Annotated in this window: 14 protein-coding genes; all 14 read right to left on the bottom strand. The window is 56.6% G+C overall.

Annotated features, from left to right (window positions below; translation table 11 throughout):
- Positions 1 to 34: 34 nt before the first annotated feature.
- The 14 genes from flhF to flhD all read right to left on the bottom strand — a co-directional run bounded on the left by flhF (position 35) and on the right by flhD (position 16513).
- Entirely contained in the window at positions 35 to 2383 is a 2349-nt protein-coding gene (flhF, locus tag LNA76_RS08140) for a flagellar biosynthesis protein FlhF (protein WP_094196102.1), read from the bottom strand.
- Entirely contained in the window at positions 2380 to 4491 is a 2112-nt protein-coding gene (gene flhA / locus LNA76_RS08145) for a flagellar biosynthesis protein FlhA (RefSeq protein ID WP_094196101.1), read from the bottom strand. The genes flhF and flhA overlap by 4 nt, the downstream gene beginning before the upstream one ends.
- Entirely contained in the window at positions 4488 to 5648 is a 1161-nt protein-coding gene (gene flhB / locus LNA76_RS08150) for a flagellar biosynthesis protein FlhB (protein ID WP_230018712.1), read from the bottom strand. Before flhB ends, flhA begins: the two co-directional genes overlap by 4 nt.
- Before the next feature lie 215 nt (positions 5649 to 5863).
- Positions 5864 to 6505: a protein phosphatase CheZ gene (gene cheZ / locus LNA76_RS08155; RefSeq protein ID WP_108727136.1), complete on the bottom strand. Its 642-nt coding sequence runs from the start codon at positions 6503 to 6505 to the stop codon at positions 5864 to 5866.
- 13 nt (positions 6506 to 6518) lie between these two features.
- Positions 6519 to 6908, bottom strand: a complete 390-nt coding sequence (gene cheY / locus LNA76_RS08160; RefSeq protein ID WP_094196098.1) for a chemotaxis response regulator CheY — start codon at positions 6906 to 6908, stop codon at positions 6519 to 6521.
- Positions 6909 to 6952: 44 nt separating this feature from the next.
- Positions 6953 to 8011, bottom strand: coding sequence for a protein-glutamate methylesterase/protein-glutamine glutaminase (locus tag LNA76_RS08165; RefSeq protein ID WP_094196097.1), 1059 nt, complete (start codon positions 8009 to 8011; stop codon positions 6953 to 6955).
- 63 nt (positions 8012 to 8074) lie between these two features.
- Entirely contained in the window at positions 8075 to 8917 is an 843-nt protein-coding gene (locus LNA76_RS08170; protein WP_230018714.1) for a CheR family methyltransferase, read from the bottom strand.
- Positions 8918 to 8921: 4 nt separating this feature from the next.
- Positions 8922 to 10658, bottom strand: coding sequence for a methyl-accepting chemotaxis protein (locus tag LNA76_RS08175; protein ID WP_230018716.1), 1737 nt, complete (start codon positions 10656 to 10658; stop codon positions 8922 to 8924).
- Positions 10659 to 10785: 127 nt separating this feature from the next.
- On the bottom strand, positions 10786 to 11286 hold the full coding sequence (locus tag LNA76_RS08180; RefSeq protein ID WP_094196094.1) for a chemotaxis protein CheW: 501 nt from the start codon (positions 11284 to 11286) through the stop codon (positions 10786 to 10788).
- Between the two features lie 16 nt (positions 11287 to 11302).
- Complete coding sequence (gene cheA, locus LNA76_RS08185; protein ID WP_230018718.1) at positions 11303 to 13399, bottom strand: chemotaxis protein CheA; 2097 nt, start codon at positions 13397 to 13399, stop codon at positions 11303 to 11305.
- A gap of 86 nt (positions 13400 to 13485) precedes the next feature.
- Positions 13486 to 14424 (bottom strand): flagellar motor protein MotB, encoded by a 939-nt coding sequence (gene motB, locus LNA76_RS08190; RefSeq protein WP_108727133.1) that lies wholly within the window; start codon positions 14422 to 14424, stop codon positions 13486 to 13488.
- 12 nt (positions 14425 to 14436) lie between these two features.
- On the bottom strand, positions 14437 to 15312 hold the full coding sequence (gene motA / locus LNA76_RS08195) for a flagellar motor stator protein MotA (protein WP_121738525.1): 876 nt from the start codon (positions 15310 to 15312) through the stop codon (positions 14437 to 14439).
- A 193-nt stretch (positions 15313 to 15505) separates the two neighbouring features.
- On the bottom strand, positions 15506 to 16156 hold the full coding sequence (gene flhC / locus LNA76_RS08200) for a flagellar transcriptional regulator FlhC (protein ID WP_094196090.1): 651 nt from the start codon (positions 16154 to 16156) through the stop codon (positions 15506 to 15508).
- Positions 16157 to 16186: 30 nt separating this feature from the next.
- Entirely contained in the window at positions 16187 to 16513 is a 327-nt protein-coding gene (flhD, locus tag LNA76_RS08205) for a flagellar transcriptional regulator FlhD (RefSeq protein ID WP_094196089.1), read from the bottom strand.
- Positions 16514 to 16794 lie beyond the last annotated feature (281 nt).

Genomic DNA, 16794 nt, shown 5'->3' on the forward strand with positions numbered 1-16794 from the left:
TGCCGTGTGGCAGGCTTTTTCAATCTCGCTGGATTTAGCTCATCGCTTCTTTCAGCACCAGCATCTTTACCAGCGCATCGACTGACTGCCCGGACTTCAGGTTCGGCTTGCCCAGCAAACGCGCACTGAGTTGCCGCACTCCCCGATTATCCGGCGCCTGCAACAAATCCCAGGAAGCCAGCGTTAATTGAGCAGCAGCCAGCAAATGGAGCTCTTCTTCAAACTCGGAATTGCTGGCAGGCAACAAGCCACGCACCGCATTAAACAAACGTGCCATTTCCTGTACCTCGCTACGCAGCATCATGTAGCAGGCCAGACTAGCCGGGGCAATGACCTCAGAACCGACGCAATGATGCATCAAGGCAAAGCGGGTTTTCAACACTTTGCCATCGTGACGAGCGACGGTACGCAAGACGATCAAATCCAGATGAACAGGCTCGGCATTGCGGTGCCGCAATTGCACCGGCTCCACGGCATACCACAAGGCAATTTCACCCAGCTTGGCACGTCCCAGCGTTTCCAGATGCAGGCGCGCTGCCAAATCAGGAATGGCGTGAAAAGCTAACTGTTTGCTCAAGGCATTAGGCGTGGTCTTGCCGTCTTTGTGCCACAAGGAAGTCGCGCCTGGAATCAGAGCCAGCCAATCGGCTTGCATATCGGCCCATTGACGCCACATCGTGGGCGAACCACCTTCGAAAATATGCAGCAAATTCACAGGCTGGGCCTGAGCGTTCAGAACCTGCATGGCCTGATTCAGTGCCTGGGTGGGGCTGGGCCGCTCCATACTGCGCACACCACGCACATCCGACCACTGCGACGGAGTTTGTCGCTGATAGTACGGAATACTGAGGGCCTGCCCTTTGGGGCTGAACAGAAAGCTAAAAGAGCATTGTTCCTGAGCACCCGCCGGTTGATGGTCTGCGTGGATCACAAGCAAACGGGACATATTGCCTTCGCTGACTTCCTGACACGCGGCACGCATCAAGCCTTGTGCCCGTTGCGCCGCCGCCCCATCCTGAACGGAGGCATTGGGCGCATGCAAATCACGCCAAAAATCATAGGCTTCGGCGCAGGCCAAGCGTTCGTCCAGATCCGCCGCAGCGCGACGGGCCTGCTCCAGGGAAATAGGGCCACCGGCAGAGGCTGCCGACAACAGGCGCGGCAAAACCCGCGCCCGGCGCTCTTGTTCGGCTTGCAGTTCCTGTGCGGAGTGCCCGCCGCTTTCCAGCAAGGCCGCCAGATCGCCAGAACTGGGCGCGTACAGGGGGCGCTGACCCTCGCGTACCTGCAAGGCCGAGTCGACCAGTTCGGCAGCGCTCATAAAGCGTAGATCCTCGGGCACTTTCTGGCCGTTGGACACGTAATGAATGGGCAATTTGAAGCGGATGGCAGTATCCAGAGGGCCGCCCAGCTTGATGGCCTCGTCCACCTTGGAGATGATGCAGCCACTGAGTGCAGTGCCACCATCGTGCGTATAGCTACGTGCCACCTCATCCAGGGTATCGCCTTGGCTGGCCGCATTGAGCACCAGCAAACGCTGCACCCGGCGTCCGGCACCGGCCAGCAAAGCGGCCTGCTCGCGCACATAGCGGTCACGCTGGCTGATGCCCATATTGTCGATCAGGATCACCTGATCGGGGCGCACGCCGAGCATCACACTACGCAGTTGCGCCACATCCTGGACAATATGCACGGCGACCCGCATCAAATCGCCATAAATTTTCAATTGCTCATGCGCACCGATCCGATACGTATCGGTAGTTAGCAAAACCACTTTATCGGGACCGAAACGACGCACGGCTCGAGCCGCCAATTTGGCCAGCGTGGTGGTCTTGCCCACTCCCGTGGGCCCCACCAAGGCCAAGGCCAAGCCAGGCTGCCACAAGGAGTCCTCAGAACGCAGCACCGGCAAATGGGTTTCCAACTCTGTACGTACCCATTGCAAGGCCGCACGCGCGCCCAGCTCCTCGGGCAAACGCTTGAGCATGGCACGCAACAAGGCGGTACTGAAACCTTGCGACAACAGACTCTGAAACAGATTCACCGCCACAGGCGTGCGACGCATCTGGTGGCTCCAGACCAAATCATCCATGCGTCCTTCCAATGCGCCACGCAATGCCCCAATCGCGCCCATGACATTGTCAGCCGCTGGGGGCGGAGCCACTTCCTGCTGACGAATGCCGGCGGCCTGATGAGGCACGCTGCCTGGCATGGGCGCACGCTCGGTGGCGGCGCCGGGCACGGAGCTGGAATCCGTCGCCAGAATCTCCACCCCGCCATTGACACGACGGTTGGACACAATCAGGGCATCGGGGCCCAAGGCAATGCGTACCTGACGCATGGCTTCACGGCTGGTACTACCAAAAAAGCGACTTATATTCATTCAGACTGACCAATAATGGTGGTGACCCGAAGGATGCGTTCTTCAGGAATTTCAGCGTTAGACAAGACACCCAGCTGGGGAATGTGGTGTCGCAGGAAACGGGACAAGGTGGCCCGCAAAATGGGGGGCACAACCAGCACAGGCGGATCACCATGCTCTTCCTGGAACTGTGTCGCCCGCATGGCATCGGTCAATACCGACTCGGCCAGTCCGGGTTCGAGCGCACCGCTGCTGGTCAGCGCCTGCGTCATGACCCGCTCCAGACGAGCATCCAGACCGATCACACGCAACTCGCCTTCGCCAGGGAACCACTGCTGCACAATGGCGCGGCCCAGCGCCACGCGCAAGACAGCCAGCAGCTCACCGGCCTCCTGGCCAGGCTGAACCGCGCCAGGAGCCAGAATACGCGGCGCATGCTCGGCCAAGGTTTCCACAATGCTGCGCATATCACGAATAGGGACGTCCTCAGCCAGCAGGCCGCGCAAGACCTTGAGCAACAGGCTAAGAGACAGGGTTTGCGGCACAAAATCCTCGACCAGCTTGGGCGCTTCGCGGCCCACATGATCGAGCAGTTGCTGCACTTCCTGACGACCCAGCAAATCGGCCCCGTGGCGATGCAGCAAATGGTTGATGTGCGTGGCAATGACCGTGCTGGCATCGACCACGGTATAGCCCGCGATCTGTGCCTGCTCGCGCATACTGACATCCACCCATACTGCCGGCAAACCGAAAGCCGGATCCGTAGTCGGTGTACCGGGCAGCTTCATGGTGACGCCACCGGGATCAATGGCCAGCCACTGGCCTGGCGTTGCGGTACCACGGCCAATTTCCACCCCAGCCAGCAAAATGCGATAGTCGTTAGGCTTGAGTTCCAGATTGTCCCGAATGTGAACCACAGGCGGTAAAAAGCCCACTTCCTGCGCAAACTTTTTACGCAAGCTGCGGATACGATGCAGCAGCTCGCCATTTTGCGCATGGTCTACCAAAGAGATCAGGCGATAGCCCACTTCCAGGCCCAAGGGGTCCACCATGGACACATCATTCCAGCTAGCTTCGCTGGCAGCAGAGTCAGCCGCTGCCAAGACTTCGTCGTTGGGTTCAGTGGCTTGCTGCACCTGTTCGTTCTGATGCTTTTGCATCAGCCAGGCGCCCGCTCCCAAAATCGCAGCCAGCAGCAAGAACACCAGATTGGGCATGCCGGGAATCAAACCCATCAAGCCTAAAATTGCGGCCGTGATATATAGCACCACAGGGTTGCGGAAAAGCTGGTTGACCATCTGCTGGCCCACGTCTTCGTCCGTCGCCACGCGCGAGACCACCACACCGGCGGCTGTCGAGATGATCAAAGCAGGAATCTGGGCAACCAGACCATCACCAATGGTCAGCAAGGTGTAGACGCGGCCGGCCTCCGAAAAGCTCAAACCATGCTGCACGACACCAATAACCAGACCACCAATCACGTTGATGACCATAATCAGCAGGCCCGCTACGGCATCACCGCGCACGAACTTACTGGCACCATCCATGGAACCGTAGAACTCGGCCTCTTGCGACACCTCAGCGCGGCGGCGCCGTGCATCGTCCTCGCCGATCAAACCGGCATTCAGGTCCGCATCAATGGCCATCTGCTTGCCCGGCAAGGCATCCAGGGTAAAGCGTGCACCCACCTCCGCAATACGCCCGGCGCCCTTGGTAATCACCACAAAGTTGATGATGACCAAAATCACGAACACGATCAGGCCAACAGCAAAACTGCCACCGACCAGAAAGTGGCCAAAGGCCTCAATGACCTGGCCAGCCGCATCCGGGCCCTTGTGACCGTTCATCAGCACCACACGCGTGGAGGCCACATTCAAGGCCAGGCGCAGCAAGGTGGCAAACAACAGCACGGCCGGGAAAGCGGCAAAGTCCAATGGCTTTTTGGTGAACATGGCCACCAGCAAGATCATGACGGCCAGAGCGATGTTAAAGGTAAACAACAGGTCCAGAAAAAACGGGGGCAAGGGCAAAATCATCATGGCCATCACCATGAGGATCAGCACCGGACCCGCTAAAAGCCGGGCGTGTTGGCCACCATTTTGTTTGAGTAAGGCAAAAAAATTGTTCATTGCTTTTCATGTTTGCGCGAACGCAGTGGGCCTTCATCCATGCCTGTCGGCACGTTCAATCGGGTGGGCATGATCGGGCGCTCGCCCTGCCCCTTGTTCCAGTTACGAAGCTGATAAACCCAGGCCAGCACTTCGGCCACCGCCGAGTACAAATCCACGGGAATCTCGCGCTCCAGTTCAACGTTAAAGTACAGGGCCCGCGCCAGCGCAGGCGCCTGCAACGTGGCCACGTTATGCTCCGCCGCCAGTCCTCGGATCTTGGCGGCAATCAAGCCCGTGCCTTTGGCCACTACACGGGGAGCACCGCCCTTGCCGTCCTGATACTTCAAGGCCACCGCGTAATGCGTGGGGTTGGTCACCACCACATCAGCGCCCGGTACCTGAGACATCATGCGCGAACGGGCCATGGACCGTTGCTGCTGCCGAATGCGACCTTTGACGTGCGGGTCACCTTCGCTTTCCTTATGCTCTTCTTTCACATCCTGATGCGACATGCGCAGCTTCTTGTAAAAGCTCCACAACTGCCAGGGCGCATCAATCAATACAATCACCAGCAAACTGGCAGCGATCAGGGCACAACACTTGATGATCAGCTCCATCCCCGTGGCAATGGCCGCCGTGGGATGCACATACATCAAGGCCGTCATCTGTTCGCGCTCGGTCCAGATGACATACATTGCCACCGAACCCACCAGACCAGCTTTGGCCAGGGTTTTGATCAGCTCCACGACAGTCTGCATGGAAAACATGCGCTGGATACCCTTGGCCGGATTCATGCGCTCGAACTTGGGCTGCAGGGCCTTGCCGCTAAAACTCATGCCTCCCAGTGCCATCGAGGCCATCACCGCGACCACCACCAGCAGCAAAAACAAGGGCGCCAACCCCTTTAGCGCCTCACCAGCCAGACTGGCCGCCTGCATCACCATGGCACTGGGATCGTGCGCGACACGTGGATCAAACCAGACGCTGCGCCGCACAATACCGCCAAAGGTCTCGTACAGATAGCCGGCCCCAATCCAGATTCCGCCTATCCCGGCCAGCAGCATCAGGAAGGTAGTCAGCTCTCTGGAACGCGCTACCTGCCCTTCCTCCCGCGCCTTTTCCAGGCGCCGGGGTGAGGCCGGTTCTGTTTTTTCGAGATCGCTGTCTTCTGCCATGGACTGCCAAGACGCAGGAGTTGAAAGAATGAATCACGCGCGCAGCACACGTTTTGCGCTCGCACGGCATGCTGCGGGGTCATTCTAAAAGAGGGCTGTGGCTCTGATAGCGCGGAGAAAGCCTGATAAAAGCAGGCTGTTCCTCACAAGCAAAAAGGCGCTGCAATGCGCAGCGCCTTAAGAAAGCAAACCCAATGATCAGGTAGGGCCAGAAATCAAAAGCCCAGATTGGCCAGCAAATCGTCCACTTGATCCTGGCTGGTGACCACTTCCGAGGCTACGGGCGAGACCACCGGACCATTGATAAGGCTATGAGTTTCTTCACGTTTTTCTGTAGGAACGTTATCGACCAGCACCTGAACCAGTTCGGTTTCAATCGTACCGACCACACCGAGCATGCGCGTGATCACCTGACCGGTCAGATCCTGAAAATCCTGAGCCATGATGATTTCCAGCAGATTGTCCTGCGTCTGCTGGGCCTTGACAGGCACATCGCGCAAAAAGCCACGAGTGCGCTTGACCAGTTCGCGAGCCTGATCCTGGTCCAGGGGCTGTTCAAACCATTGGTCCCATTCGGCATCCAGCGCCTGGGCGTCTGCCTGCAGGGACTCTTGCAAAGGACGCACTTGCTCGGCTGCATTGAGCACCCGGTTGGCGGCCTGCTCAGTCATGCGAGCCACATAGTGCAGACGATCGCGGGCATCCGGAATCGCGTGCGCGGCATCTTTAATGGCCTGATCCAGACCCAGTTCGCGCATGCTTTCCCGCAACAGACGGGTCAGGTTGGCGATGCGGTAAACCAGATCAACCGGTACGCTCTGGGGGTCGGGATGATTCGATGTTTGCTGTGGATCCATGACGTACTCCGTATTAACCGGCCATTTTCTCGAAGATCTTGTTCAGCTTCTCTTCCAGCGTTGCGGCGGTAAAGGGCTTGACGACGTAGCCATTGGCGCCCGCCTGAGCGGCGGCAATAATGTTCTCTTTTTTGGCCTCGGCCGTCACCATCAGCACCGGCAAAGAAGACAGGCTGGCATCGGCGCGAATCTGCTTGAGCATCTCCAGCCCGTCCAGATTCGGCATGTTCCAGTCAGAGACTACAAACTCAAAATTGCCATTACGCAATTTTTCCAAGCCCATCTGACCATCTTCTGCTTCGTCTACATTCTCGTATCCCAGATCCTTGAGCAGGTTCTTGATAATCCGGCGCATGGTGGGAAAGTCATCGACGACGAGAATTTTTATATTTTTTTGTACCATTTACATTCTCCAAATGAGTAGCATGCCAGTGCGTTCAGGACCGTTTATACACGGTGCCCAAAAGCCCCCACACTGGCCAGAATTCGTTCGCTAATCTGCCCCAAGGGCAACGCTATGTCGGTCGCGCCAATTTGCAAGGCTTCACGCGGCATGCCAAAGACCACGCTGGTGGCCTCGTCCTGGGCAAACGTCATGGCACCGGCCTGTTTCATGGCCAGCAAACCTTGCGCGCCATCCTTGCCCATACCAGTCAGAATGACCCCCACGGCATTGCGTCCGGCCAGTTCGGCGGCAGAGTGAAACAGCACATCGACCGAGGGCCGGTGGCGATTGACGGGTTCACTGTCCACCAGTTTGACCACATAGTTGGCACCCGAGCGGGCCAGCTTCATGTGCGCCACGCCACCAGGAGCCAGATACACGTGACCGGGCAACACGCGTTGGCCATCTTCCGCCTCGTGCACCTGCATGGAGCACAGACCATCCAGCCGGTTCACGAACGAGCGCGTGAAACCGGCTGGCATATGTTGAGTGATCATGATGGCCGGGCAGTTGGCGGGCAAGGGCTCCAGCACCTGACGAATCGCCTCGGTGCCACCGGTGGAGGCGCCAATCATGATGAGTTTTTCAGTCGTTGAAAAATTATGCGTCAAGCGACGCACCGGGGCCGAGCCTGGCACTGCCGGGACAGCACGGCGCGGACGGGCAATGGAGGCGGCACGGATCTTGTCGGCAATCAGGTCCGAATAATCCAGCAGACCATCGCGCAGACCCAGCTTGGGTTTGGTCACAAAGTCCACTGCACCCAGCTCCAACGCGCGCAAGGTCACGTCCGAATTGCGCTCGGTCAGCGAGGACACCATCACCACGGGCATGGGACGCAAGCGCATCAGACGCTCCAGAAAGTCCAGACCGTCCATGCGGGGCATCTCGACATCCAGCGTCAAGACATCCGGATTGTGCTCTTTGATCAGCTCTCGCGCCACCAGCGGATCGGGGGCAACGGCCACCACTTCCATATCCGCATGGCTATTGATAATTTCCACCATCAGGCTGCGCACCAAGGCGGAGTCATCTACACACAAAACTCGAATTTTCTTCATGCTACTCATAATCCCGATTTCAAGCGCCAACAGAGCTCAGGGCGTGCAAGCCCCCCTTGGACCCTAGTTCCGGACATACACCGTCTGACCCAGCAGGCGAAAGGCTTTGGTCAGGTAGGAGAAGTTCTCGGAATGCCCCACAAACAACAGGCCACCCGGTTTGGTCACAGCGGCGAATCGCTCCAGAATGCGCGTCTGATCGTCCCGGTCAAAATAAATCATGGTGTTTCGACAGAAAATCACATCAAAACGACTGGACGAAGGCCAGGCCGACCCCACCAGATTGAACTCCTCGAACTCCACCATATTGCGCAGCACCGGTTTGACACGCGCCAGGCCTTTGCGAGCCCCCACACCGCGCTGAAAATAACGCGGCAGCCACAAATCGGGTACGGGCTGGATACGCTCCAGGGTGTACACGCCCTGACGGGCCTTATCCAAGGCGGCCGAATCAATGTCGCTGGCCAGGATAGACACATTCACATCCGGCGAAGGGCAATGTTCGCGCACCGTCATGGCAATGGAATAAGCTTCCTCGCCGGTGGACGCTGCGCTGCACCAGATATCCAGAGGTTTGCCGCGTGTACTGACAAACTTGCCCAGAATATCGAAGTGATGCTGTTCACGGAAAAATGCCGTGTGATTGATGGTGAACGCGTTAACGAAGTCCTGCCACTCCTGGCTATGGGTGTCCTGCTCCAGAATATCCAGGTACTGTCGCACCTCCCGCATACCCGCGTTCTGGCTGCGCATACCCAGTGTGCGGGCCACCATATCTTCTTTGTGGGTACCTAAGATGATGCCCGCATACGACTTGAGCAAGCGCGCGGCTCGCTCACAGTCGGCCCTCGAGGCCTGCGGGATCGAGGGCAATGTATAAACAAAAGGTTCCACAGATGTGCTCATATAACTACAGGCTGGCCAAGGTCCCGCTAAAAGGCCCCGTCGACAGACGCTCGCCGGAACGCAATCGCTCCGGCTCGGGCGCCTCATACGGATCATCGATAATGTCTTGTGCGCTCACTTTGAACGCCGACACCGCGTCGGACAGACGGGTTGCCTGATCCTGCAAGGAGCCCGCTGCTGCGGTTGCCTGCTCGACCAAGGCCGCATTTTGCTGCACAACCACATCCATTTGTGCAACTGCCCGGTTAACCTGCTCAATTCCTTCTGACTGTTCGTTCGAGGCTGACGAAATTTCCGCCATGATAGTGGTCACACTCTGTACCGAACTGACCACCTCCATAACCACTTTGCCCGCCTCATCGACCTGACGGGTTCCTTCTTTAACTTTGGCCAACGACTGCTCGATCAAACCCTTGATCTCACGGGCCGCTTGCGCGCTGCGCTGAGCCAGGCTGCGAACTTCGCCGGCCACCACGGCAAAGCCCTTGCCCTGCTCCCCTGCCCGGGCCGCCTCTACCGCCGCGTTCAAGGCCAGAATATTGGTCTGGAAGGCAATACCATCAATGACATTTACAATCTGGGCAATTTGTCCCGAACTGGCCGACAAGTCTTCCATGGTCTGCACCACAGTCGAAACCGCCTGTCCGCCACGCAGCGCCACATCCGACGCACTCTTGGCGACCTGATCCGCTTGCTGGGCATTGTCCGAGTTCTGACGTACGGTGCTGGCCAACTGCTCCATGCTGGCCGCAGTTTGCTGCAAGGAGGCCGCCTGTTCTTCCGTGCGGCTGCTCAAATCCGTATTGCCCACATAGATTTCACGCGAGCCAAACGTAATTTCTTCCACCCCCTGACGCACGGTATGCACCATGGACTGCAAACTGTTTTGCATGCGTCGTACGGCGTCATACAGCACACCGATTTCATTGGTGGACTTCACTTCCACACGCTGGGTCAAATCGCCGCTGGCAATGCGATCAAAATGTGCACCCGCCTGACGCAAGGGACGCAGCACCATGCGGTTCAGGAACACATACACCGCCAAGGAGATAAACAGGCAAAACACCATCGCCAGCCCCACCAGACGGACCACCATGTTGTACTGCTCGTTTTCTTTCTGGTACTGCTCATCGATAGAGCGCTGCTGAGCTTGCTGCAAGGAATTCAAGGCGCTATAGAGATCTTCTTCCAAAAACTTGGTCGTGGTGGCCACATAGCCACGAAAACCAGCGATATCGCCCTGCTCCAGATAGGCAATCAAGGGCAGCACCCCACCTTGCATCAAGGACATGAAGGCGGCATCCACGCGCTGATAATAGTCGTTGGTGCCTTCCAGTTGCGTGGCAATGCCCTGATACTCAAAAAATGCTTCCTGCGCCAGCTCGAACTGCTTGCGTGTTGCCTCCAGGGCATCCTGGGTCGCCGAGCTGATTGCCGAGGTTTTGGGAGCAACGTCGCTCCACTCGGCCATCAGGTCCTGATTTTGCAGATCGTTGCTGACCACATAGCTGATAGCCGCTCGTCCAATCAGGGTTTGGGTCTCTTTGTAGTTCTCGATGGCCTGATACATGGCCGAGCCTACTCGCTGGTTGACCACGATGCTTTGCAGCGCACCGTTATTGGCGCGCAGGGACAAAATCCCCAACGCAGCACCTGCCACCAGCATGACTAAAAAAAACACCAGTACCAGAATCAGACTGGTCCGCACCTTCAGATTGGCCAAACGTAATCCATCCAGCATTGCAAGCACCTTGTCTAGAGTAGATCCGAACATCAGAGGCGCTTGTGACGCCTCCCCCGACCCGAACATTCCTTAAAGGACCCGGTAAACAGGTCCCCGCTTTGCCAGTCTTTGCAGACTCGGGCGATCAGGCCACTGCGCTATCGACCAGCGCCATCTCTTCGCTGGTCATCAATTTTTCAATATCCACCAAAATCAGCATACGTTCACCCAGCGTACCGATCCCGGTCAGGTATTCGGTCGAGAACGCCGTGCCAAAGCTGGGGGCGGCGCTGATCTGGGACGACTGCAAAACCAGCACGTCCGACACACCATCGACCACCACACCGACCACACGGTCGCGCAGATTCAGAATCACCACCACGGTCTGGTGGTCGTACTCCACCCGCTCCATGTTAAAGCGCACCCGCAAGTCCGCGATCGGCACAATCACGCCGCGCAGATTGGTGACACCCTTGATGAAGTTGGGTACGTTGGCAATGCGGGTTACGGTCTGGGAGTCGTAGCCCCGGATCTCCTGAACTTTCAGAATATCGATGCCGTATTCCTGGTCGCCCAGAGTAAATACCAGATACTCCTTGCCGCCAGCCTCGGCAGCTTCGGAGTGGGAAGTAAAGTCGTTGGACATAAAGATCTCCGAATAATCAGGCCCACGTCGAGGCGGGGTCACGCGCCAGACGTTGCAAGGCAAAAACATCAACAATCAGGGCTACGCTGCCATCGCCCAAAATGGTGGCAGCAGAAATACCCGGAATTTTTCGGTAGTTGGCTTCCAGGTTCTTGACCACGACTTGATGCTGACCAATCAGGTGATCGACCAGCAAGGCAAAGCGCATGTCTTCGGCCTGCAAGATAACGGCAATTGCGCGGGTCACATCTTTCTCGGCCTCTTCAACCGAGAAAATATCCCGCAGGGAAATCAGGGGCAGATACTCGCCGCGCACAAACATCACGTGATCGGTATCGGATACACGGCGCAACTGCTCTTCAGTGGGCTGCATGGATTCGGTCACGTGGGCCAACGGCAAGATAAAGACCTCATTGCCTACCTGCACCGACATGCCATCCAAAATGGCCAGGGTCAGGGGCAGGACAATACGGGTGGTGGTGCCCTGACCCGCACGTGAGTACAGTTGCACGTGACCACCCATGCTTTGAATATTGCGTCGCACCACGTCCATACCCACGCCACGCCCGGAAATTTCCGTCACTTTCTCGGCCGTAGAAAAGCCCGGTGCAAAAATCAGTTGCCAGACCTCGTCGTCCGGCATGGTATCGGTGACTGGCAAGCCCGAGGACATGGCTTTTTTCAGAATGCGTTCGCGGTTCAGACCAGCGCCATCGTCCACCACCTCGATAATGATGTGGCCACCCTGATGCTGGGCCGACAAGGTCAGCACGCCCTCTTCTTCCTTGCCCACAGCCAGACGATCCTCAGGCATTTCAATGCCGTGGTCGATACTGTTGCGCACCAGGTGCGTGAGCGGGTCAATAATGCGTTCGATCAGACTCTTGTCCAGCTCGGTGGCCTGCCCTTTGGTAACCAGACGAATTTTCTTGTTCATGCGCGCGGCGCTTTCACGCACCACACGCGGGAAGCGGCTGAACACATAGTCCATGGGCATCATGCGGATGGACATCACGGACTCTTGCAAATCACGTGCATTGCGTTCCAGTTGCTCAATACCGTTGAGCAAACGATCATGGACGACTGGATCCAGCGTCGAGGCCGTTTGCACCAACATGGCTTGGGTAATGACCAGCTCGCCCACCAGGTTGATGATTTGATCCACTTTCTCCACACCGACACGGATAGTACCGGACTCTTTGGGAGCGGCAGCCTTGGCCGGTTTTTCTGCTGCTTTGGCCGTGGCAGCAGGCACAACCGCCTGGGTTTTCTCAGGTTCGGCAGCCGCAGCAACTGGCTGAACTGGCGCAGCAGTCGCTTGTGCTGTCACGGGAGGCTCGGCAGCCTCGGTGCTCACAGAAGCCACGGTCGCCTCTGAAGCCTGAGCAGGTGCAGCGGCTTGTCCCGGCACAGCGGCCGGTTTTACCGACACCTGATCGGCATTCAAAATAAAGCAGCACACAGCCAGAATATCGTCAGCCGAGCCCGTGGTTTCCACCCAGATATCCAGGCGGTCACCCTCGCGTGTCTGATGGACGATGGTGCCCATCAACTCCATTTCCTGTTGCAAAGCCTGGGCATCTTTATCCGACACCGGTCCCATGGACACCCGCAGCGGCAGGCCGGTTGTATCGGCAGCCGGTTCGGGTTCCGGTTCAGGCTCAGCCTGCAAAATCGCTTCGGTGCCTTTCGTATCGGTTGCCAAAATGCCCTTTTGTTCCAGGGCCAATTGCCTCAGTTGCGCGCAGATGCGGGTGTAGGCTTCCTCGTCAGGCTCCTGTTCCTCGCGGTAGGCATTGACTTGTCCGGTTAGCACGTCCTTGGTTTCCAGAAAGAGGTCAATCATGTCCTTGCGCAATTGCATTTCGCCATTACGGACCAGATCGAGCAGATTTTCGAGTAAGTGGGTAGTTTCAGCCAGCTGACCGAAGCAACCAAACGTGCCGGCACCACCCTTGATTGAGTGCGCGGCCCGGAAGATGGCATTGAGCTGATCGCGATCAGGCTCGTCCAGATCCAGCTCCAGCAGCAAGCGCTCCATGTCCGCCAGCAACTCATCGGCTTCATCGAAAAAGGTTTCGTAAAACTGACTCAGATCTACGCCGGAGCTCATGAACACTTCCTTCCTGGTTATGGCTTAGAACAACAAAACAAAAAGCACAGCCCAATCGCGTAGGCCATCGGGCCTATTAACAGGCCTTAAGGCACCATTGGCAAGGCAGAAGGCATTTCAGGCAGACCGGGAATATGAATACTGATGGGTCCCTCGGTCTCCTGCATGGCTTCGCGCAAATCAAACTCTTCCGAACCGCTTGCGGCCTGCTCATCCATGCGTCGTTCCGCCCGGCTATTGAGCACGAGCAGGCTGATACGTCGATTTACGGCTGCAGCCGGGTTATCTTTAACCAGACTTACACTATCGGCCAAACCCACCACCTGCTTGACTTTGGCCTCGGCCAGGCCGCCGGCCACCAGCTCCTGTCGAGCGGCATTGGCACGGTCGGCGGACAACTCCCAGTTACTGTACAAACGCTCGCCGCTGGCGTACTGCAGCGAATCGGTGTGACCGGAAATCAGAATCCGGTTAGGCATCTCGTTCAAGGGGGAACTTAGCGAACGCAAAATGGCCCGCATGTAAAGTTGCACCTGGGCACTGCCCGTAGAGAACATGGGGCGGCTTTGACGGTCAATAATCTGAATACGCAAACCGTCCTGGGTCATGTCCAGCAACAACTGCGGACGGAACTCTTTCAGGACGGGATCAATACGAATTAACTCCTCCAGCGCTGATTTCAAATCCTCCAGACGCTCGACGTCCTGACGGTCGTCGGCGGCCTGGTTGTTGCTGACACCAGGATGAGGATTGGGAACCAGACTGGGCTGACCACCCGGGATGACACTGCGTGAATAGTCTGACTGATGGCCACCAGAGACGGCATCCATCAAGGGCATGCGAAAGTAATCGGCGATTTCCTTCAAGTCCTGCTTGGGAACCAGAGAAAGAATCCACATCACCAGAAAAAAAGCCATCATTGCCGTCATGAAATCGGCATAGGCAATTTTCCAGCTACCACCATGGTGCTCGGCATGGGCCATCTTCTTGCGACGGATGACCACGCGATCCTTATGATTGCTCATGAGCGCATCCGCTTACGCTTTGCGACCAGCACCCGAGCGGGCCTGACGCACATGCTCCTCCAGTTCCTGGAACGAGGGGCGATCGGAGGAAAACAGCACTTTACGGCCAAACTCCACCGCCAGTTGGGGAGGGTAGCCATTCAGGTTGGCCAGCAAGGTCACCTTGATGCATTCCAGAACCTTGACCGAGTCCGACGTACGGCGCTCGATCGTTGCGGCCAGTGGCGCGACAAAACCGTAGGCCATCAAAATACCCAGAAAGGTCCCCACCATGGCCTTGGAAATCAGATCAGCCAGCACGGCGGGCGGCTGGTCAACCGAAGCCAGAGCTTTCACCACCCCCAGCACCGCCGCCACAATCCCGAAAGCGGGCAAGGCATCGGACACTTCACGCAAGGCGCGCGCTGGCACATTCAGCTCATGCTCGTGGGTTTCAATGTCCTGATCCATCAGCGTTTCAATTTCAAACGAGCTCATATTGCCGCTGATCATCAAACGCAAGTAATCGGACACAAAGTTCATCAGAACCGGATCCTTCACCACATTGGGGTAATCGGAAAAGATAGGACTTTGCTGAGGATTTTCGATATCGGCCTCGATAGACATCATGCCATCGCGCCGCGCCTTGTTCAGCAGCACCGACAGCATGCCCATCAGTTGCATGTATAACTGCTTGTTGTAGGGGCTACTGCGAAAGGCGGTCGGCAAGGCTCTGGCCAGCAGCTTGATGGACTTACCGCTGTTGGACGCAAAGTAGGCCCCAAGGGCCGCGCCACCAATCAGCAATAACTCAAAAGGCTGGTAGAGCGCACCCAGATGCCCACCCAGCCCCACAAAGCTCCCGAAAACGGAAACGAAAACAATGATATATCCAAGGATGATAAGCACGGATACGCCTTCTTCAAATACACGCTGCTAATGATGGCGGCAAGCAACCGGGCTAAAACGACGCGTTAATGGCCTTTTTCCAGCCTAGATCGACGCTTCCAGTTGCCTTGACACGTTCAGATTCTTATCAGATCCACATCAAAAACCAGCATCCATCCGGCTTTGCTGCACACTGACGATACAAAAGCTCTTGTTAAACGGGCACGTCTACCTGGACGTTGACATGCCCCGGGGCTCTGGATTGCGACTGCCTGACAGGCTCCGATTTTCGGCTTTTGCTAGCAGGAGACGTAGAGGCGCTGCGCGCCTTGCTGGCACGCGTCTTGCCTGCCCGTGGGGGCGGACGGCAAATGGCACAAATAAAGCCCGCGTCAGGGTCGTGCGCATGGGCCACAAAGCCCCCTTTGCAGCGTTCGCATTGGGACAGTTGCAGCAAGCCACTATCAAAAAAGCGCAACAGCATCCACGCACGGGTAAAACTGAGCACAGGCTCTTCATCTGGCTCGAGCTCCGAGCGCCCGGCCGAGGATTGCTCCAGGTACAAACGATAGGCCTCAACCAGCGCACGACTTTTGTCGCAAGGCGTATGCACAGCCATGAACTGGTAAATACTGAAGAAAAGACTGGAGTGGATATTGGGCAGCCAGGTCATGAACCAGTCGACAGAAAAAGGGAGCATGCCTTTAGGCGGCGAGCAGCCTTTGACTTCGCGGTATAAACGGGCCAGCCGGTCATAGCTCAATGATGTTTCTGCTTGCAAAACCTGCAAGCGCGCCCCCAGCTCAATCATGTCGGAAGCCAGCCCAATTTCCTGGGCTTCTTTGGCGACGCTTTTTATAGCCATAGTTCTTGATGTAATAAGTTCGCAGCGGGTTTAACCGGCTTGCTCTGCCGTCGCGCGTTGGGACAGAAGAATGGTGGAGTGGGCCTGCTGCAATACCCCTCCGAGCACATCCTGCGTCAAGGTGGTAAGCAGGTCGTAATCGTTGAAACGGAAACCGCAAATCAACGAACTGGAGCTGGCCAGTTTGACCAATTGAGCAGGTGACAGACGCAGCAAAGTCTCTGCCACATCGGAGTCAAAGCCCAAACGGAACATACCTGCCGAAAAATTCTCCCGCAGCAAACGTTGTGCGAGTAACAAGTACGACAAATTGACTTCCTGAATATCATTCAGCAGCGAATTTTCCGATACGGGCATGTCAGCCATCCTTGTAAAACTGTTAATCAGCTAGTTCTGTAACGAAACATATTTAAAACATATAAAGTTACATAAATATGTATCATGCCTTGCAATATATTGCATGGATACATTTTTTACATTATCAACGCTCTCGACACAAACTGTCCATGAATACTCTAAAAACATGGAAAACGTCGGATATATGCAATAAACGTATCAAGACACAGCAGAATATTATCAGATGCTCACTTAATGTTGTATATATAAACTAGATGTAACATGACAAAAATCAAAACGCT

The organism is Alcaligenes sp. MMA, assembly GCF_020907215.1.
In the GTDB taxonomy this organism is placed as follows: Bacteria; Pseudomonadota; Gammaproteobacteria; order Burkholderiales; family Burkholderiaceae_B; genus Alcaligenes; species Alcaligenes aquatilis.